We start from the raw sequence: 18,730 nt of genomic DNA, 5'->3' as shown, positions 1-18,730 counted from the left end.
CTTTTCTAATGCCAATTTTCGTACAGCGTGCACAGCACCAGCACATACATACTTTAGGCATGGGAATCACTGTATGCATGTGTTTGCACCTCCTTTCGGCATGGCGACAACCGGCCGCCATTATGGTGCTGGCAGGACTGTATTTTTGAATAAAAGAAAGAAGGTGAGCCTGAGTGACAAAAAAACAGAAGATTTTTGCAGATGAATACCTGATAGACCTGAATGCCACAAGGGCTTACAAGGTAGCATATCCGGCCGTGAAGAGGGATGAAACAGCAGCTCAGGCCGGCAGCAGGATGTTGAGAAATGTCAAGGTTGCGGATTATATACAGAAACGAATGCAGGACCGTCAGAAACGCACAGAAATAACGCAGGACAGGGTTCTGGAAGAACTGGCGGCTATTGCATTTGCAAGAGCTACTGATTTCGCAGAAGTAAAAGACGGATTTGTTATCATAAAAGATACATCGGGCTTATCAGAACAGCAGATCAAAGCTATTGCCGGAATAAAAGAAGGTAAGTTTGGCATTGAACTGAAATTGAATGACAAGGAAAAAGCATTGGAGCTCCTTGGCAGACACCTCGGAATGTTCAAAGACAGGGTGGAAGTATCCGGCCTGGAAGAAGAGAAAAAGAAACTGGGAGATATCCTGGAACAGTTGCGTGGTGGTGGATAGTGAGCACTGAACGTCTGATACTATCAGAAAAATACAAAGCATTCCTGAGATGCGATGCACCGGTTGAGTTCCTTGAAGGCACGACTGCAGCGGGCAAGACGACCGTCGGTCTATTCAAATTTATGTGCAAGGTTGCGGAATCACCAAAGAAACTGCATATCCTGGCAGCAGATGACACTGGCGCCGCAGAGAAGAACATCATCAATAAAGACCTTGGCATTTTGGATGATTTCGGAATATTGACTGAGTATAAAGGCAATGGATCTGGCGAATACAAGATGCCACATATCCTGTTCCATACATCCGGCGGAGATAAAATCATCTTTGTGGTTGGATATGGAAACAAGAGCAAGTGGAAGGATGCCCTCGGCGGTCAGTATGGATGCCTGTATATTGATGAAATCAACACTGCAAATATAGAATTTGTTCGTGAGGCATCCATGCGCTGTGATTATCTGATGGCAACGCTTAATCCGGATGATCCGAGTCTTGATGTGTACAAAGAGTATATCAACTGCGCCAGACCACTTCCGGAGTGGGAAGACAGCACTCCAAGAGAAATTAAAGATGAACTAAAGGAAGAACCAAAGCCCGGCTGGGTCCATTGGTTCTTTTCTTTTGATGATAATGCCGGACTTCCGGAAGAAAAGAAACAGCGAATCATACAGAATACCCCGAAGGGAACAAAAATCTGGAAAAACAAGATTGAGGGGCTGAGAGGCAAGGCAACCGGGCTGGTGTTCCCGAATTTCAGCAGAAAGAAACATGTTGTATCTGAGAAATGGTTAAGGTCCCAGATGGCAGCAGGAAAGATTAAATTCAAGAAGTTCACCTGTGGACTAGACACTTCCTATTCTTCAAAATCCCCGGATACAATCGCAATGATGTTTCAGGGAATCACAGAAGACAGGAAACTCATCACGCTTGCTGAAAAAGTATATAGCAACAAAGAGCTGGATCAGCCGCTTGCCCCGTCAGATACAGCAGTGAAATTTGTTGAGTTTTTGGAAAGATGCCGTAAAGACTGGGGGTTTGCTAAAGACACATTTGTTGACTGCGCAGATGCAGCAACAATTACAGAACTGCGGAAATATAAGCGTTTGCGTGGATGCTTATACAATTTCGTAGAATCTTACAAGAAAGTAGAAATACTGGACAGAATCAAGCTCCAGTTAGGCTGGATCCAGCAGGGATGCTATTGGGTGTTGGACGCATGTACCAATCATATTACGGAAATGGAAAAATATTCATGGAATGAAGACAAAGACGTTCCGGAAGATAAAAATGACCATACGATCAACTCACAGCAGTATGGATGGATCCCGTTCCGCAATATGATCGGATTTGAGGTGGAGGAACAGAAAAGGTGAAATGGATGGAAAAAATAAATGAAAACATAAAAAAGACCGTCAGGAGCTGGCTGAACATTGTTCCTTCGAATCCATATAGTTTTCAGATCAATGAAATACTGGATTTCGAGGCTCACGCAATCAGAAATCGCATCTGGTATCGTGGAGATGGCAATGAGCTGGAACAGCTTTATATGCAAAGCGAGGAATATGTAGACAAACACAAATTCTGGGGAAGCAAATGCACTTCCGGAATGGAAATAAGGAAAATCCATACAGGATTGCCGGGGCTGATTGTAAAAATATTGGCTGCCACAGTACTTCCTGACATGAATGATTTTGAATTTGAGAGCCCGGAGCAGGAGAGTATCTGGAAAGCGATTGCAGAGGAAAACAAATTTGCAAAGAAAATCGAAAAGGCTTTGAAAGAAACGCTCTATATAGGGGACGGAGCTTTTAAAATATCTATAGATCCTCAGAACAGCGAACATCCTATATTGGAGTGGTGTCCGGGAGACAGGGTAGAATTTATCAGAACCAGAGGCAGAATACAGGAAATTATTTTCAAAACACCATACCGGGAAAGAGAACGACTGTATGTACTGAACGAACGGTATGGATACGGCTATATCATAAACGAACTTTATCGCGAAAATAAAATGGTATCGCTGGATTCTGTGTCAGCCACAGCTGGTTTAAGAGATGTAACATTTGATAATAACGTGATTTTAGCAATTCCGTTAATGATCTATGAATCTGCAAAATACGAGGGCAGAGGCGGTAGCATCTTTGATGGGAAGCTTGATAATTTCGATTCCTTGGACGAAACATGGTCCCAGTGGATGGATGCATTAAGAGCTGGCAGGGCAAAAACCTATATTCCGGAGTGCTTGATTCCGCATGATCCATTAACCGGAAAATTGGTCAAACCTAATCCGTTTGACAACCGATATTTCGCATCTGATGGTGATATGAGGGAAGGACAGAAGAATCAGGTTATTACAGACCAGCCGGTAATTCCGCATGAAAGCTATCTGGCATCTTATGTAACAGCATTGGATCTGTGTCTGCAGGGTGTAATCAGCCCTAGCACTCTTGGCATCGATACGAAAAAGCTGGACAATGCAGAAGCACAGAGAGAAAAAGAGAAAACGACGCTTTATACTCGAAATGCCATTATAGAAGCACTTCAGGAAACGCTTCCGGATGTAGTTGAAATGTGCATCAATGCAGAACACTTTTTGCACAATCAGGCAGCAGAAGAAGTTAAAGTCAATATTCCGTTCGGAGAATATGCAAATCCATCTTTCGAGAGTCAGGTTGAGACGATCGCAAAAGCAAAACAGGGCGGAATTATGAGTATCGAGCGTTGTGTTGAAGAATTATATGGTGACACACTGGACGAGCATTGCAAAGAGGAAGAAATTGCACGTCTGAAAGTGGAACAGGGCATACAGGATATGGAAGAACCGGCAGTGAACATGACAGTCGGTGATTTTCATACAGATCTGGAAGGTGGCGAAGGTGATGAGGGTAAAAGTAGGACCGCGAATGTTCAGAATGAGCCGCAAGGAGTTTCAGGGGCTGCTCCAAATAGCAAAGGAGCAGGTGCCGATGGGAATCTACGCGGTGGAAAAAGCTGACTATGCAGAACTCCGACGGGATAAATGTGAAAGCATTACAAAGCTAAAGGAACTGACACGACAGTTCAAAGCACAGGGCTTCAAGGTGTGGTCAAATGGCAAAGATAAACGATGAGTACGATATTGGCACTGCTTTCGAAGCGATCGAGAATGAACTGATAACATCCATGATCCGGAATTTCGAAAATCATAAGCAGGAAGAGCTTGATGAAAAGAAACACTGGTCCATGTGGCAGACAGAGATGTTAAAATCTCTGGAAAAGTACAAGCATGACAACCAGAAGAAATATGGAAAGCAGTTTAAGGACATCAACAAACAGATCGAGGTACTGATCAGACTTGCAAGAAGCGAAGGCGGTATGAATCAGGAGAAACGGATACTGGAAGAAATCAAGAAAGGATTTCCTGCAAAACGTATTTCAAAAGGCGGCACTGCAGAGTTTTTTAAAGTCAATGATAGAAAATTGGATGCGCTGATTCAGGCAACCACATCGGACATGCAGAAAGCAGAGACAGCAGTTTTGCGTATGGCAAATGACCAGTACCGTAAGATCATCTACAATGCGCAGGTATATGCTAATACCGGAGCTGGTACCTATGAGAAAGCGGTAGACATGGCAACAAAGGATTTTCTTTCTGCAGGTTTGAATTGCATCCAGTACACCAATGGAGCAAGGCATACGATTGCTGATTATGCAGATATGGCAATACGGACTGCAAGTAAGAGAGCTTACCTGCAAGGAGAGGGTGAAATGCGGCAGCAGTGGGGATTGCATCTTGTGATTATGAACAAGCGCGGAAGCCCCTGCCCGAAATGCCTGTCTTTCGTGGGTAAGATCTTGATAGATGATGTGTGGAGCGGCGGCAGCAGTAAAGACGGCAAATATCCGCTTATGTCTTCTGCAATAGCAGCAGGGCTTTATCATCCTCGCTGTAAGGACTCTCATACTACATATTTTCCGGGTATCACTACTGTAGATCCGAAATACAACAAGCAGGAAATCTCTGATCTGGAAGATCAGGCACAGCAGGAGGCTAAACAGCAATATGCTGAGCGTCAGGAAAAGAGATTTGGAAGGCTTGCGGATTTCTCACTGGATCCGGAGAATCGGCAGAGGTACGAACAGAAACAAAAAGAGTGGCATAAACAGAGTGAAAACATAAAAGAACAAGAGGCTGTACAGGACGATATAAAGTCCGAAATTGCAGATATGAATATCAGACAGAGTGTTCTGGAAAAACAACTGGCAAAAGCAAAAGAGGATGAAAGAACACTTACACAGAAAGTATACTTTGAAATGACAGGAACTCCAGAGGAGATAAAACGGTTAAAGCAAGTTAATGAAGAAAAGAAAGCAATAGAGAAAACGCTTTCTAGCCTGAAAGATCAAATCTTGAGCACACAGGAAATCTACAAAAATGGAGTAGAGAAACGACTGATTGAAGACAAGGTTCTTGAGAAAGTCAAATTTTCAAGAAAAATGAATCCAGAAACAGTTGATGAGCTGGAAAGCACAATTAGAAACCTGCATGAAAAATACGGCATCATGCCAAAAGGAATTATATACAGTCCTGCAAAGGTAGAGGATGCGACAGCTACATACAACTGGATTGACGATACTATTTACATTTCCAATAATTTTAATGATCCTGAAAAATATCTGGAAAAGGTAAGGAAATCGGAGCAGTCACTGATCGAGTATAATAAGCATTATGATATCAAAAACAAAGCAAAACAAAGACTTGATGAGGCTGAAAGAATTTTGGCAGATAAATCAGTAAAAGGCTACGAGAGAGAAAAGGCCAGAATACAGAAAGTTGAAGCGGAAATACAGCTTAAAGAGACAAGAATGGCAGTCAGAGAGAATGCCATGGATTGTTTTGTTCATGAGTACGGGCATTTTATTCATCGACATGCAGAGACGAATTATATTCAGAAAAAGACTGTTTACGGAATGAAAGAACTGGGAGGAAGTCTGAGAAGTGACTGGGTATATGATATAAACAAACATTATTCTGCAAAAGCAAAAATCGCAGCATCCAGCATCAGTCGATACGCAGCAAAAAATCCATACGAGACTTTTGCGGAAGGGTTCCTTGCAATGGAAAAGGGCGAAAAAATTCCAGAGCAGATTGCAAAAGTAATTGCTGAAGCAAAGAGCAGAGCAGGAGTAAAAAATATTGCAAAAACTATTGATTCTGATATACTGATAACAGGAGCGAGAATTATAGACCCGGATAGTACAGATGGCATTAAATTCGCCAAAATGTATTATGATGAGATTAGGAACTTTTCGACAGACGCAAAGAAAATAGCGAAAAATCTTGGAAAAGAAGAACCAGATATCAAGAAGGTTAAAGCATATCTTTTTGAAGATAAGTCTTTGTATGATCCAGACACAAAAAGCTATAGGAGATTTGATCCAGATTGTGCTATCGCTCAAAGCTGGCAACGTCTTATGAATGGAAAAGATATTAAGAAACATGATAGGACATTGATAGAGCATGAGCTTCTTGAAATGAGGATTAAAAAAGAAAACCCCGGCATAGAACATTTGGAGGCACATAGATTAGCAGCAAGCAAATTCAATTATCCAAAGGAGGCAGGAGAATATTATGGTAATCTTAAAAAACATAAAGAAAACACAAAATGATATTTCAGCAGATTACTATATTGAGGGAACAGGACCCAAGGGATTCATGAAAGTAAGGATCTCCGATGGTGAAATTGTAGAACATGAAAATGGAGGTTATGGATCTTCACATGTTATGAATGAATTGATACGTTTGGGGAAAATGGGAAATCCGCCCACAGAAAAAACAGTATTATGGTATTAATACCACCAGTCAGAAATGGCCGGTGGTATTTTTATACCCATTTTTAAATCTTAAGAAAGAGAGGACATGAAACATGAAATTTGAAGAAGTATTAAAAGCAATGAAATGTGGAAGTAAAGTCAAATTACCATCATGGGGAGGGTACTGGTGCTGGAATCCAGAGAAAGAAGCAATCATCATGCACACCAAAGATGGACAGGAATTGGATATTCGTGAGACACAGAATGTTGAATATACTTTACAGAATATTCTTTCTGATGAATGGACTCTTGCGGATAAAACTAATTGCCCTCAGCTTGGAGGAGAAGCAACATTTTCCTTCGGAGAAGCAATCAAATATCTAAAAAGAGGGATGAAAGTTGCGCGTAAAGGCTGGAATGGCAAGAAACAGTATATTCAGCTTGCGACCGGCATTTCTTACAAGACAGCGAATGGCGAAGTTGTGAATTGTGAACATGATGCAATCGGCAACAAAGCAGTGGCTTTTGTGGGAACTTCCGGTGTACAGATGGGATGGCTTGCATCCCAGGCAGATATGCTTGCAGAAGACTGGATTTTTGCGGAGTAATTTGCGCCGGCGCAATGGAGGGAGGTGAGAACGGTGAGGATAAGAGTAATCCACGATTTCAAAGACATTGAAAATAACCTGAAGCTCAGATCTGTCGGTGAAACAATGACAGTATCAAAAGAGAGAGCTGAGTATCTGGCGCACATGAAAGTAGCAGAGATTATCGATTCGAAAGGCGGTGATCCGGAATCCCCCATTGAGGTGCAGGGTTAAGCGTCTTATTTTATGCCCGAAGGCATTAAACTACGCGGAGACACCGAGACAACAACTGTTTTGTGAGACACACGTAAAACTGTAAGTGCAGACAGCACATAAAAAACTGTAAAGGAGTATGTAGATATGTTTAAAAGATTTAGATGTAAATTACCAATGAACCTGCAGACGTTTGCAGAAAGTGGATCTGGAGATGGCGATACGGGAAATGCAGGAGCCGGAGGCGGCACACCACCGACAGGAACACAGACACCACAGTTTGATTATGACAAACTGGCCGGTTTAATAGCTGGAAAACAGACCGTAACAGAGGATTCTGTATTGAAAGGCTATTTTAAGCAGCAAGGCTTAACGAAAGAACAGATGGATCAGGCTATTGCCGCATTCAAACAGCAGCAGGCAGCCAACCAGCCGGATGTGGAAGGACTGCAGAAACAGATCTCAGATGGGAATGCAGCATTAGAAGCAGCAAAAAAAACAGCACTTCAGGCTCAGGTGGAATCGGCGGCAACAATGACAGCAGTATCCCTTGGACTGGATGCAAAAACAATTCCATATGTCCTGAAAATGGCAGATTTCAGTCAGGCAGTGGGCGAAGATGGAAAAATCAACGAAGAAACACTGAAAAATGCAGTGAACAAGGTTTTGGAAGACGTTCCGGCACTGAAACCGCAGGCACAGCAGCAGAACGGTTTTCATTTTGGGGCTCCTGGCGGGGGAACACCGCCGAATGGACAGGAAGACCAGCTTGCTGCAATTTTCGGAAACAAAAAATAAAAGAAAAGAGGAAAAACTATGGCAGTATATGATTATGCAGAATTATTTACCAGACAGCTGGCGCAGAAATACGAAAGAGAACTGGTATCTTACGACTTAACTCTTTCTAATCAGGGAATCAAATTCCTGAACGCACAGACAATCAAGATCCCGAGATTAACTGTATCCGGATATAAAGATCACAACAGAGGCTCCATTGGCTTCAATACTGGTTCTGTATCCAATGACTGGGAGCCAAAGAAACTGCAGCATGACAGAGATATTGAAATCCCGATTGATCCGATGGATGTAGACGAAACGAATCTGGTTGCGGAAATGGCGAACATCCAGAATGTTTTCGAAGAGGAACAGGCTATCCCGGAAAAAGATTCCTACAGATTCTCTAAGCTTCTGACCGAGGCAACCACTTATGCATCTGATGGAGCAACAGTAGATGAAACAGTACTGACAACGGCAAACATTCTGGAATGGTTTGACGAACAGATGGCACATATGGACGATAATTCCGTACCTCAGGATGGACGTCTCCTGTACCTTACTTCTGCAATGCAGAAATTGTTTAAAGAGGCAGAAGGAATCACCCGAACCATGTCTGTAGGAGCTGCTGGTGTTATCAACAGAAATGTCCACAGCATTGATGATGTTACAATGAAACCGGTACCTTCTGGCCGTTTTAAAACAAAGTATAACTTTACTGATGGCTGCGTACCGGCCGCCGGTGCGAAACAGATAAACATGATACTGGTACATCCGTCCTGCGTCATCTCTCGCGATAAATATGCTTACATGAAAGTATTTACTCCGGAAACCGATTCAAGGACAGCAGATAAATACATCTATCAGAACCGGTATTATACAGATACTTTCCTGATCCAGCGCAAAGCCTGCGGCCTTGCAATTAATAAGGAGGGAGCTTAATGAGAGCGGAAAGAGGAAACAAAGAATATGTGATCGATGAAACCATGGTACCTGATTACCAGAATCAGGGTTACGATATCTACGATGATGATGGCGAAATCGTTGCATACGGAAAAGGAAAAACAGTACCATATGAAGAATATATGGCACTGAAAGCCGAAAATCAGGAGTTGAAACAGAAGATTCAGGATATGCAGAGCAAAGAGACAAAGGAGACTCCGAAGAAGAAAGCGGGTGCCTGATATGGCTTACAAATCATATGCATCCGAAGATTATTACATGGGCCAACATGAAGGCAGTACCATCCCTGAAGATGAACTGGAGAAAGCCCTGAAGCAGGCATCCAGGCACGTTGATTCCCTGACTTACAACCGCATTGTAGGTCGGGGATTTTCTAATCTTACAGCTTACCAGCAGGAAATCATCAGGGAAGTCGTGTGCATGCAGGCAGATTTCGAGTATGAAAATGCAGATGAGATCAACAGCGTGTTATCTTCGTACAGCATCAATGGAGTGTCTGCACAGTTCGGCAGCAGCTGGAATGTGTTTACCGACAAAGGTGTGGCTATGAAACGTGATGTATATGCACTGTTACAGCAGACTGGATTATGCTGTATGTTAGCGAGGTGATCGTATGAAATACCCGTGTTTGGTACCGAAAAGACTATGCAAGACAGATATTGCCTGTACGTTTGAGCAGGAAGGTCTGAACGAATACGGCGAACCACTTAAGACGATAGAGTTTTCTGGCAAGTGTAATTATCAGGACAAAGCAAGAACAGTCCTGACAGCAGAGAAAAAGCTGGTACAGATTACCGGCACAGCGCTGTTTCCGGGTGATATCTGCCCGGAATTGCCGGTGATCTCCGGTGGATCCGCTGTGATCTTTGGGGTGAAAAGACGAATCGAACAGGGAACAAAGGCAAGAAATCCTGATGGTTCCGTGAATTATACAGAGGTGATGCTGGTATGAGTAATATGATCAGTGTGAACTCAGTAATAAAACTGAATCTTCCGATGATCCGGAAACTGACCGAGGCACAGACAACTGCTCTGGAACAGACTGCGGAAGCACTACATACGGAAGTTGTGCAGGCACAGGTATTTCCACGAGATACCGGAAATCTCCAAAATGAAAGTACATTCCTGGACCGTTCTGAAAATGAGAATGGAAAAGTTTCCATTGTGTCCAGCACACCATATGCCCGCCGCCTGTATTTCCATCCGGAATATCACTTCCAGACAGGAGAGAATCCGAATGCACGCGGCAAATGGTATACAGACTGGCTTCCAGGAGGTAAAGAAGCTGATTTTGCGGCCAAAGCATTCGAAGAGATCTACAGGAGGCTGACGGGAATATGATGATGTTGAAAGATGTAAGAGATTATATCGCATCTCTTGATGTGGCAGAGCATGTGTATATGGGAAAACTCCCGGATAAGGAAGATAAATCTGTAGGAGTATACAATAGCAAGCATCAGAACGCATACCACACAGCGCTTGGAGGTCCCTCTCTGGAAGGCTACGGCGAGAAATACGTGACTTTGCTCGTTCACTGGAACAAATCCCCACGAGAGACTGAAAAAGCCACTGTGGAGCTGTTCGAGAAGCTGAGAACGGTACGTGATGCAAAAGTAAATAGTGAGACAATTAAGTTTTTTCAGCCACTATATGATATTCAGGATGTCGGCGCTGATGATGCCGGCATCTACGAAATGGTCATAGAAGGGGCTTTTATTTTTGAGAAGAAAGAAGGTAAAGAGACATGGAAATGAATCTTCAGAAGTTTGCAGGGAAGACCAATGTATTTCCGGTACTTGATAACCAGTTCAAAATTGGCGAGTCCAAGGAAAAAGCAACCACGATCGCAGACATGGAAACATTTTCTCCGACCTTTTCCAACGGTGTAGAAACCTGGACACCAATGGATATGGAAGGATGGCAGAGAGCCTTAATGACTGCGAAAGCAATCACTATCACGCTCAACGGTAAGAGAAACATTGGCGATGCTGGAAACGATTATGCGGCAGGCAAAGCGTTCAAAAACGGGCATGATGCAGAGGGATATTTTGAGTGGATCATGCCGGATGGTACAAGTATATCTTGGACAAATGCCGTGATCGATGTCAAAAACAACGGAGGTGGCGATTCTACAAACGTAGGTGCGCTGGAAATTGATGTGATCAGTAATGGAAAACCGACGGTAACACCGGCACTGTAAAGAAAGGAAAGACAAGATGGCAAAGATCGTAAATATCACAGACAAACTGGAAATGGATGGAAATCCATTTCTGGTGATCAAAGATGAAAAACTGGAAGTAAATGCAGATGCAGCAACCATGTTAAAGATTATGGGAAAATACGGAGATCTTGAGGAAAGTGAAGCAACACCAAAAGATATTCTGGATCTGTACAATCTGATGTTCCCGGAAGAAAGTCGGAAAAAGATTGAAAAACTGAAACTGAGCTTTAATGACCTGACAGTTGTTGTTATGGAAGCTCAGAAACTCATCACAGGTGCAGAAGATGATGAATCCGAGGGGGAGTCTCAGACCCCTACTACGACCTGATTGAGGACTATGATCTGATCGTATCCTCTTTTCAGTCACAGTACGGGATAAGATTGTCGAAAGAAGTGCATGAAATGCCATGGGAAGAGTTTAGACAGATGCTTATCGGAATCAGTCCGGACACGGCTCTCGGAAGAGTTGTTGCTATCCGCGCGGAAGACCGGAAAGAAGTTTTAGAGAATTTTACACCGGAACAGCACCGAATTCGAAATGCATGGCAGTCGAGGCATGCAGAATTTGTGAAAACACATACATCGAAAGAACAGATGGATGCACAGATGCAGGCAATGAAGATGGCATTCATGCGCATGGCAGGCCTTGGAGGTGATTAAAAATTGAAAGGTTAAAGGTAAGATGCCCTTTCTGTGGACACGAACAGAAAGTACAGTATGCCCCGGATGCAAAATGCCGGGGTGTCTTTTTTAAGTGTCAGGCAAGGCACTGCAAGAAAGAATTTGAAATAAAAATAAACCAGGACAAGTAGTGCCACTGTGCCGATGTCCTCGTGACAGAGGCAGGTGGTATATATGTCAGCAACAAGTATCGGACAGATCGGTCTTGATCTGGTTGTAAATAAAAATCAGTTCGAAAATCAGATGGCCGGGATAACCGGCATGGCGAAAAAAGCAGGAGCGGCACTTGCGGCGGCTTTTGGAGTAAAAAAACTGGTTGACTTCGGAAAACAGTGTCTGGAACTGGGGTCTGATCTTGCGGAAGTTCAGAATGTTGTAGATGTCACTTTTCCGAAGATGACCGCACAGGTCGATGAATTCGCCAGAAGTGCAGCACAGAGCTTTGGTCTGTCAGAGACCATGGCGAAACAGTACACCGGTACATTCGGTGCCATGGCAAAAGCTTTCGGGTTTACTGAAAAGCAGGCTTACGATATGGGCTCAACCCTGACCGGACTGGCAGGTGATGTGGCATCGTTCTACAACATTTCGCAGGACGAGGCATACACAAAGCTAAAATCGGTATTTACCGGTGAAACGGAAAGTTTAAAAGATCTCGGTGTCGTAATGACACAGACAGCTCTTGATTCCTACGCTATGGCGAATGGATTTGGGAAAACAACTTCGGCAATGTCCGAAGCGGAAAAGGTAGCCCTACGTTATCAGTTCGTACAGGATAAGCTGTCAGCCGCACAGGGCGACTTCGCACGCACTTCTGGAAGCTGGGCGAACCAGTGCAGGATATTGAGCCTGCAGATGCAGTCTCTCATGGCAACGATCGGACAGGGACTGATTAACTTATTTACTCCGATCATTCGGGTAATCAATACGGTGATCGGAAAGCTTGCTACATTGGCAAATGCATTTAAGTCCTTTACGGAATTAATCACGGGAAATAAATCCAGTGGTTCAGACAGCAACGGTGTAGCGGCAGTTGCAGGAGCAGCAGATGATGCAGGAACCGGTCTGGAAAACGCGTCTGATTCCGCGTCCAATCTGGCAAGCAATACAGATAAGGTTGGACAGGCAGCACAGAACGCGGCGAAAAAGATGAAAGCCCTCATGGGCTTTGACAAGGTTAATAAGCTGGATTCACAGTCAGATTCAAGTTCCGGCAGTTCTTCCTCTCCATCAACCGGAACAGGAGGTACCGGAGCGCTTGGAAGCGCGGTTGATTTCGGAAACCTTGCTGAGGGCGATACGGTTCTTGATAAGACAGATAAAAAAATGTCTGCACTGATAAAACGGTGCCAGGAACTTGCGAAACTGTTCAAAAAAGGATTCGAAATCGGATTCGGGGATTCGCAGAAGAAAATTGATTCCATAAATAATTCTGCAAAAAGTATTGGTAAGAACTTAAAGGAAATCTTCACAGACGCTGCAGTCGTAAATGCGGCGAACCGATGCGCGAACAATATTGCTCTTGCATTTGGAAAAATCACAGGATCCACAGCAAGGATAGGGCTTACATTAGCAGATAATCTTGTTGGTGGTGTTGATAAATATCTTGCGAAGAGCAAGAACTATATTAAAAAACGCATTGTTTCAATGTTCGATGCGACAGGAGAGATTGCAAAGCTTTCGGGAGATTTCAGTGTTGCACTGGCAGATATCTTTGATATTTTTTCAAGTGATGATGCTAAGGCAATCACTTCAGATATCATTCAGGTATTTTCAGATGGATTTCTTGGCGCGACAGACTTAGAAATCAAGTTCGCAAGAGACTTTAAAGAACTTTGCGTCGTTCCAATTATCCAGAATACGGAAAAAATCTCTGGAACTCTGGAGAATATGCTTTCTCGATGGAGAACTGTATTTGATGCTCTTTCACAGAGCGTTACAGATACATTTGAGAAAGCGAATGAAGTTTATGATCAGTATTTCGCGCCGTTCATGGATGCAATCACGCAGGGGATTTCGGATATCCTTGGAACATTTCTGGATGCGTATAATACATATCTTTCACCGATTCTTGATTATCTGGCGGATAAGTTCAGCACTGTGTGGTCAGAGCATATCCAGCCGGCTCTGGACGGGATCCTTGAACTGGTAGGAAAATTGTTAGAGAATCTGGGGGTTTTATGGCAGAACACATTGGTTCCGTTTATTGAATGGATCATCAACAACATCATGCCGGTCATTTCGCCGATTATTGGAACTATCGGCAATCTGATTCTTGACCTTCTGGCGGTGGCAGGTGATGTGATTAGCGGAATCACTACGATCTTAGGCGGATTTCTTGATTTCTGTACAGGAGTATTTACCGGAGATTTCAGCATGTGCTGGCAGGGGATTGAAGAGATTCTGCAGGGATTTAAAAAGATTATAGTCTCAATCTTTGACTTTGCAAAGAAAAATATCCTGCAGCCGTTTATTGATTTTGTAAAAGGAATCTTTCAGACAGACTGGTCAAAGAGTTTCGGAACATTAGGCTCTGTTTTAAACACCTTTCTTGGTACCGTACAGCGCATTTGGGGAAACATAAAACGCGTATTCAACGGGATTGTGGAATTTATTACTGGTGTTTTCTCGGGCAACTGGAAGCAGGCATGGGACGGAATTAAGGAAATTTTCGGAGGAGTGTTTGACTCCCTTATAGCGCTGGCAAAAGCACCGCTGAATGCGGTTATTGATCTGATCAACGGATTAATGGACAAACTAAACTCAGGACTGTCGGCAATTGAAAACGCGTTCTCATTCAGTTATGACTTTAAGAATCCGATTACCGGAACAAGACATTATGGTCATTATGGAATGTCTCTTCCGAGAGTACCAACTATTCCACATCTGGCACAGGGCGCATACGTCAAGCCAAACACACCACAGCTTGCCATGATCGGTGATAACCTGCATCAGGGAGAAGTTGTAGCTCCGGAGAATAAGCTGAGGGAAATGGCAATAGAAGCTGTCAGGGCAGCAGGCGGATCCGGTATTACAAGAGAAGACTTGGAAACCATAATGAACCGCGCAGTGATGCGAATTATAGCAGCTCTTTCGCAGATGGGATTCTACCTTGATGGTAAAAAGCTGGCAGAAGCTGAGAATGCAGTAAAAGCAGAAATCGACAGACGCTTCAACACCGTGGACATTAAGTAGGAGGGAGCATGAAAAAAGGTGAAATTTTAAAATCGGGAGATGTGGTCCTTCCTGCACCAACATCCCTGTCTGTAGCAGATGAGATTATATGGACCTCAGACACCGGAAGGACGCTGATGGGACGGATGGTTGGAGATGTAGTAGCTGAGAAGAAAAACATCAGTATAAAGTGGGAATGGCTGACAGACGAAGAAGTAAAGCTGATTAAAAGCCGGTTAATAGCCGGCTTTTTCCCGTTTACATTCCATGATTCAGGGATTGATTTCACAATCGAAGCTTACAGGGGAACATTGACCAAAGAACATTACGGATATCTGGGTGACGGGAATTATTACTACAGGACTGTTTCAGTAGATGTGATACAGAGGTGATAAGATGATCAATACAAGTATAGCATTCCGCAGAGCGTTAAGCGGAAACAGGGAGTTCAGAATAAAAGATACGATCACCCTGAAAAATAAAAAAGAGATTCTGATTCCAATGATGGACCTGAGAGAGTATAAGATCAATGAAGCCACGTCTACATCAGGGAAATTCGAAATAGGAGCCGCAGTGATCAAAGAATACAAGATCACACTGGACAATTCAGAAGAACAGTATGATGACTGCGATTTTGAAGGTGCCAATATACAGGCGGTAATCGGTCTGAAACTGGCGGACGGAACTTGGGAAGACCTGAAAAAAGGACTGTATCGGGTATATACGGCAATATTTGGCGAAACCACACTGCAGATCACAGCCTATGATGAAATGATCTATTTCGACAGACCGTACAGTGAATGTACACTTTCCTATCCGGCAACGATTCGGGACATTGTACTGGATGCCTGCCGGCATTGTCAGGTGGATTGCGAGTCCGGTTCAATTGAGATGGGAAACTACATTGTCAGAACAAAACCAGAAGGAAGCATAACGTATCGAGACGTGATTTCGTATTGCGCGCAGATAATGGGATGCTATGCAAGAATCAATCATCTGGGACGGCTTGCTTTCGGATGGTACGATTTTTCGACGATAGGATCCGGTGATCTGGATGGCGGGATTTTCGATATGGCATCACAGGAAAAATATCTTTCCGGTGATGAAGCTGACGGAGGAACGTTTGACAATTATAGTTCCGGCTATACATACGATAGTGGAACATTGGTTGACATGGATACTTATCATCATTTCTATGATTTGTACAATAAGTCAATAAACGGAACCGACATCAATGTCACAGGAATTCAGATCACAACAAAAAAAGATAATGCAGATAAAAAATACCTGTACGGCACGGATACATACGCACTGGAAATCAAAGATAACCCTCTGATCCAGACAGATACGATGCAGCAGGTAGCGAAACATATAGGAGATAAGATCATCGACAGACCGTTTCGTCCAATGAGCATTTCCATTCAGGGGAATCCGGCAATCGAAGCTGGTGATGTGGCTGTGGTATCACCAAAGACAACATCTTCGTATACAACAGTGATCACAGACACTACGTTCAGCCTGTTTGCGGCACAGTCGATTTCATCCACGGCCGAGACACCGACTGCAAAAACATTCACACACTACGGAGCAGCAACAAAGCTACTGGAAGCTGCCCGGAATTACACTGATCAGGAAATGTCTGCCTATGACCTTGTTGTCCAGCAGATAAGCCAACTTGCTGCCAACACCCTGGGATTCCACGAGACCAAGATCATCCAGGATGACGGCTCTGTGATCGTGTACCGGCATGATAAGCCGAAACTGTCCGAATCCAAAATTGTCTACAAATCCGGTATTGACGGTTTCTTTGTGACCCGGAACTACACCGGCAAAGACTCCACCACAGTCTGGAAAGCAGGATTCGACAGTAACGGCAATGCAGCCCTCAACATCCTATCCGTGATCGGCATCCATTGGGACTGGGCTTATGGTGGAACATTAAGCCTGGGTGGTGTGGGTAACGAGAATGGTGTACTAAAGGTCTTTGATAAGAACAACAGATTAGCGGGAATGATTGAAGAAAGAGGGCTCCTTTTAGGATGGGATCTGAATGATACAAGCCTAAAATTTGTAAATCCTAATGTAGATGGATATAGACTAAGTTACTGGGATACGGACTCTGAAGTACCGATTCTTTCTTATAGAGAAGTTGGAATGTGGTGGGACGAAACTGACGAAAAATATCGAGTAAATATAATGGCGGATAGAGAAATTGCGTTTGCACTTAATGATGGTGTAGATTCGAAAAAATACCCGCGTTCTCCACTGTGGTGCAATTATTATCAAACGAGAATAAATAATAAACTTGTATGTGATAAAGGCGATTTAACACTTGATACACTAACGTCAAAAGCCACAACACTTTTAAATGTCAAACAAAATACAAATGCTTATGATTTGCTGCTTATGACAGATGGAACGGTCACCAGAGCCGCATCTTCGTCTAAACGCTACAAAGATATTGGAAATTCCATAATCTCATCCGAAATCGAAGAATGGTACAAAATCGAACCGATCTGGGCGAAATACAAAGACGGTTATCTTGCTGAAGGAGACGAAAACGAGGGACGCTATCTGCCTATGTTTGTCGCTGAGGATGTAGAAGAACATTTTCCACAGGCGGTCACACACATGAACGGTCAAGTAGAAGACTGGAATTATCGTATGATGATCCCGGCAATGTTCGCAATGTTGAAACAGCAGAAAAAAGAAATCGAATCCTTGAAACAGGCAGTTAAAGAAATGAGAGGTAATTAACATGGCAATAACAATGAGACACGGGCCATATAGCAAATTTGACCCGCAGAAGCTCCGCACCGGTGAGCTTGCAGTAGTGACAGAAGGAGATCCCCATGCATCGGACGGGAAAGCAATCTACCAGTGCTTTTCCCCAGGTGACACCAAGCGCATGGCAACCTATGAAGACATGGTAGATCAGATCGACGAGGCCGGAAGAGAAGCCATCGACAATCACATTGACGAAAAAGTCGGTACAGCCCTGAAAGCCTGTGAGGATGCCACAAAAGCAGCGCAGAATGCAAAGACGAATGCAGACAAGGCAGTTTCCAGTGCAAATACAGCGGCATCAAGTGCGAACGCTGCAGCTAGCACTGCATCCAAGGCAGCTGAGACCGCGTCCAAGGCCGCAGAGGACTGCAAGAACCTACTCGATGAGAAACATGTGGCAGAGATTGAAAAAGCAGTGCAGCAGTCACTCATGGCAGATACTGCAGATGGTACTGTGACCGGTAAGACGGTAACAGATCTTCCGGAAAATACAGCACCGGCAGATGCAGATTATTTTTTAGGAGCCACAGAAAATGCTGTGAAAAAAACAACCGTGGCGCAGGCAAAAGAGCTTTTCGGTGTATCTTCTGGAATGAAATTATTGGCAGCCACAACAGTTAAATTCAAAGTTCCATCTACCGCGAGTGGAGCGTACACAGGAAATATAACCACAGCATTTAACGCTGTTGATGGGGCAACCGTATTTGTTCCGGTATGCCTTGCGAGCGGATGGCTTGCACCTTCAAGCTGCTCAGCTATTGCCGGCAGCCTGAAGGTAGGTTTTATCAACCCCACCGCAAACACGCACAGCACCGATGCAGCATTTCTTGTTTTACAATTTGCTGAATTTTAGAGGAAAGAAA

22 protein-coding genes are annotated in these 18,730 nt (G+C 43.7%); all 22 read left to right on the top strand.

Translation table 11 applies throughout. The features are described 5' to 3' along the window. The first annotated feature begins 173 nt into the window (after positions 1 to 173). Positions 174 to 677 carry a terminase small subunit gene (locus BQ7344_RS03990; RefSeq protein ID WP_072521516.1) on the top strand — a complete coding sequence of 168 codons (504 nt, stop codon included), beginning with the start codon at positions 174 to 176 and terminating at the stop codon, positions 675 to 677. Continuing rightward, the gene (locus tag BQ7344_RS03985; protein ID WP_072521515.1) at positions 677 to 2,047 is read left to right on the top strand and encodes a terminase; all 1,371 of its coding nucleotides are present in this window, start codon (positions 677 to 679) and stop codon (positions 2,045 to 2,047) included. Before BQ7344_RS03990 ends, BQ7344_RS03985 begins: the two co-directional genes overlap by 1 nt. Beyond that, positions 2,044 to 3,669, top strand: a complete 1,626-nt coding sequence (locus BQ7344_RS03980) for a capsid protein (RefSeq protein ID WP_072521514.1) — start codon at positions 2,044 to 2,046, stop codon at positions 3,667 to 3,669. The genes BQ7344_RS03985 and BQ7344_RS03980 overlap by 4 nt, the downstream gene beginning before the upstream one ends. Then, entirely contained in the window at positions 3,641 to 3,784 is a 144-nt protein-coding gene (locus BQ7344_RS16265; protein WP_200793068.1) for a hypothetical protein, read from the top strand. The genes BQ7344_RS03980 and BQ7344_RS16265 overlap by 29 nt, the downstream gene beginning before the upstream one ends. Then, positions 3,765 to 6,323, top strand: coding sequence for a phage minor capsid protein (locus tag BQ7344_RS03970; protein ID WP_072521512.1), 2,559 nt, complete (start codon positions 3,765 to 3,767; stop codon positions 6,321 to 6,323). The genes BQ7344_RS16265 and BQ7344_RS03970 overlap by 20 nt, the downstream gene beginning before the upstream one ends. After that, on the top strand, positions 6,286 to 6,507 hold the full coding sequence (locus tag BQ7344_RS03965; RefSeq protein WP_072521511.1) for a hypothetical protein: 222 nt from the start codon (positions 6,286 to 6,288) through the stop codon (positions 6,505 to 6,507). The genes BQ7344_RS03970 and BQ7344_RS03965 overlap by 38 nt, the downstream gene beginning before the upstream one ends. A 73-nt stretch (positions 6,508 to 6,580) precedes the next feature. After that, positions 6,581 to 7,075: a DUF2829 domain-containing protein gene (locus tag BQ7344_RS03960; protein ID WP_072521510.1), complete on the top strand. Its 495-nt coding sequence runs from the start codon at positions 6,581 to 6,583 to the stop codon at positions 7,073 to 7,075. Between the two features lie 33 nt (positions 7,076 to 7,108). After that, on the top strand, positions 7,109 to 7,288 hold the full coding sequence (locus BQ7344_RS03955; RefSeq protein ID WP_072521509.1) for a hypothetical protein: 180 nt from the start codon (positions 7,109 to 7,111) through the stop codon (positions 7,286 to 7,288). A gap of 126 nt (positions 7,289 to 7,414) precedes the next feature. Then, entirely contained in the window at positions 7,415 to 8,065 is a 651-nt protein-coding gene (locus BQ7344_RS16435; protein WP_072521508.1) for a hypothetical protein, read from the top strand. Positions 8,066 to 8,083: 18 nt separating this feature from the next. Further along, the gene (locus tag BQ7344_RS03945) at positions 8,084 to 8,983 is read left to right on the top strand and encodes a capsid protein (protein WP_072521507.1); all 900 of its coding nucleotides are present in this window, start codon (positions 8,084 to 8,086) and stop codon (positions 8,981 to 8,983) included. After that, positions 8,983 to 9,225, top strand: coding sequence for a hypothetical protein (locus BQ7344_RS03940; RefSeq protein ID WP_072521506.1), 243 nt, complete (start codon positions 8,983 to 8,985; stop codon positions 9,223 to 9,225). The genes BQ7344_RS03945 and BQ7344_RS03940 overlap by 1 nt, the downstream gene beginning before the upstream one ends. A 1-nt stretch (position 9,226) precedes the next feature. After that, positions 9,227 to 9,613, top strand: coding sequence for a head-tail connector protein (locus tag BQ7344_RS03935; RefSeq protein ID WP_072521505.1), 387 nt, complete (start codon positions 9,227 to 9,229; stop codon positions 9,611 to 9,613). 4 nt (positions 9,614 to 9,617) lie between these two features. After that, positions 9,618 to 9,956 carry a hypothetical protein gene (locus BQ7344_RS03930; protein WP_072521504.1) on the top strand — a complete coding sequence of 113 codons (339 nt, stop codon included), beginning with the start codon at positions 9,618 to 9,620 and terminating at the stop codon, positions 9,954 to 9,956. Then, a complete protein-coding gene (locus BQ7344_RS03925; protein ID WP_235816035.1) occupies positions 9,953 to 10,345 on the top strand; it encodes a hypothetical protein in 393 nt (130 codons plus the stop codon). The genes BQ7344_RS03930 and BQ7344_RS03925 overlap by 4 nt, the downstream gene beginning before the upstream one ends. Then, positions 10,342 to 10,758 carry a phage tail terminator protein gene (locus BQ7344_RS03920; RefSeq protein WP_072521503.1) on the top strand — a complete coding sequence of 139 codons (417 nt, stop codon included), beginning with the start codon at positions 10,342 to 10,344 and terminating at the stop codon, positions 10,756 to 10,758. The genes BQ7344_RS03925 and BQ7344_RS03920 overlap by 4 nt, the downstream gene beginning before the upstream one ends. After that, positions 10,755 to 11,204: a phage tail tube protein gene (locus BQ7344_RS03915; RefSeq protein ID WP_072523345.1), complete on the top strand. Its 450-nt coding sequence runs from the start codon at positions 10,755 to 10,757 to the stop codon at positions 11,202 to 11,204. Before BQ7344_RS03920 ends, BQ7344_RS03915 begins: the two co-directional genes overlap by 4 nt. A 16-nt stretch (positions 11,205 to 11,220) precedes the next feature. Further along, positions 11,221 to 11,553, top strand: coding sequence for a hypothetical protein (locus BQ7344_RS03910; RefSeq protein ID WP_072521502.1), 333 nt, complete (start codon positions 11,221 to 11,223; stop codon positions 11,551 to 11,553). After that, the gene (locus BQ7344_RS03905; RefSeq protein WP_330392897.1) at positions 11,517 to 11,885 is read left to right on the top strand and encodes a Gp15 family bacteriophage protein; all 369 of its coding nucleotides are present in this window, start codon (positions 11,517 to 11,519) and stop codon (positions 11,883 to 11,885) included. The genes BQ7344_RS03910 and BQ7344_RS03905 overlap by 37 nt, the downstream gene beginning before the upstream one ends. Positions 11,886 to 12,080: 195 nt before the next feature. Further along, positions 12,081 to 15,101, top strand: coding sequence for a phage tail family protein (locus tag BQ7344_RS03900; RefSeq protein ID WP_072521500.1), 3,021 nt, complete (start codon positions 12,081 to 12,083; stop codon positions 15,099 to 15,101). 8 nt (positions 15,102 to 15,109) lie between these two features. Continuing rightward, positions 15,110 to 15,472, top strand: a complete 363-nt coding sequence (locus BQ7344_RS03895; RefSeq protein ID WP_072521499.1) for a hypothetical protein — start codon at positions 15,110 to 15,112, stop codon at positions 15,470 to 15,472. A 4-nt stretch (positions 15,473 to 15,476) separates the two neighbouring features. Continuing rightward, entirely contained in the window at positions 15,477 to 17,837 is a 2,361-nt protein-coding gene (locus tag BQ7344_RS03890) for a hypothetical protein (RefSeq protein WP_072521498.1), read from the top strand. 1 nt (position 17,838) lies between these two features. Further along, positions 17,839 to 18,720 carry a hypothetical protein gene (locus tag BQ7344_RS03885; RefSeq protein WP_072521497.1) on the top strand — a complete coding sequence of 294 codons (882 nt, stop codon included), beginning with the start codon at positions 17,839 to 17,841 and terminating at the stop codon, positions 18,718 to 18,720. The last annotated feature ends 10 nt before the right edge of the window (positions 18,721 to 18,730 follow it).

Source organism: Blautia sp. Marseille-P3087, assembly GCF_900120195.1.
Taxonomy (GTDB): Bacteria; Bacillota; Clostridia; order Lachnospirales; family Lachnospiraceae; genus Blautia_A.
This window is presented reverse-complemented; position numbering and strand designations above follow the sequence as displayed.

Coding starts and splice junctions, on each gene's coding strand:
- BQ7344_RS16265 (WP_200793068.1), top strand. CDS start 3,641: ATGGGAATCTACGCGGTGGAAAAAGCTGACTATGCAGAACTCCGACGG.
- BQ7344_RS03970 (WP_072521512.1), top strand. CDS start 3,765: ATGGCAAAGATAAACGATGAGTACGATATTGGCACTGCTTTCGAAGCG.
- BQ7344_RS03965 (WP_072521511.1), top strand. CDS start 6,286: ATGGTAATCTTAAAAAACATAAAGAAAACACAAAATGATATTTCAGCA.
- BQ7344_RS03960 (WP_072521510.1), top strand. CDS start 6,581: ATGAAATTTGAAGAAGTATTAAAAGCAATGAAATGTGGAAGTAAAGTC.
- BQ7344_RS16435 (WP_072521508.1), top strand. CDS start 7,415: ATGTTTAAAAGATTTAGATGTAAATTACCAATGAACCTGCAGACGTTT.
- BQ7344_RS03945 (WP_072521507.1), top strand. CDS start 8,084: ATGGCAGTATATGATTATGCAGAATTATTTACCAGACAGCTGGCGCAG.
- BQ7344_RS03940 (WP_072521506.1), top strand. CDS start 8,983: ATGAGAGCGGAAAGAGGAAACAAAGAATATGTGATCGATGAAACCATG.
- BQ7344_RS03935 (WP_072521505.1), top strand. CDS start 9,227: ATGGCTTACAAATCATATGCATCCGAAGATTATTACATGGGCCAACAT.
- BQ7344_RS03930 (WP_072521504.1), top strand. CDS start 9,618: ATGAAATACCCGTGTTTGGTACCGAAAAGACTATGCAAGACAGATATT.
- BQ7344_RS03925 (WP_235816035.1), top strand. CDS start 9,953: ATGAGTAATATGATCAGTGTGAACTCAGTAATAAAACTGAATCTTCCG.
- BQ7344_RS03920 (WP_072521503.1), top strand. CDS start 10,342: ATGATGATGTTGAAAGATGTAAGAGATTATATCGCATCTCTTGATGTG.
- BQ7344_RS03915 (WP_072523345.1), top strand. CDS start 10,755: ATGAATCTTCAGAAGTTTGCAGGGAAGACCAATGTATTTCCGGTACTT.
- BQ7344_RS03910 (WP_072521502.1), top strand. CDS start 11,221: ATGGCAAAGATCGTAAATATCACAGACAAACTGGAAATGGATGGAAAT.
- BQ7344_RS03900 (WP_072521500.1), top strand. CDS start 12,081: ATGTCAGCAACAAGTATCGGACAGATCGGTCTTGATCTGGTTGTAAAT.
- BQ7344_RS03895 (WP_072521499.1), top strand. CDS start 15,110: ATGAAAAAAGGTGAAATTTTAAAATCGGGAGATGTGGTCCTTCCTGCA.
- BQ7344_RS03890 (WP_072521498.1), top strand. CDS start 15,477: ATGATCAATACAAGTATAGCATTCCGCAGAGCGTTAAGCGGAAACAGG.
- BQ7344_RS03885 (WP_072521497.1), top strand. CDS start 17,839: ATGGCAATAACAATGAGACACGGGCCATATAGCAAATTTGACCCGCAG.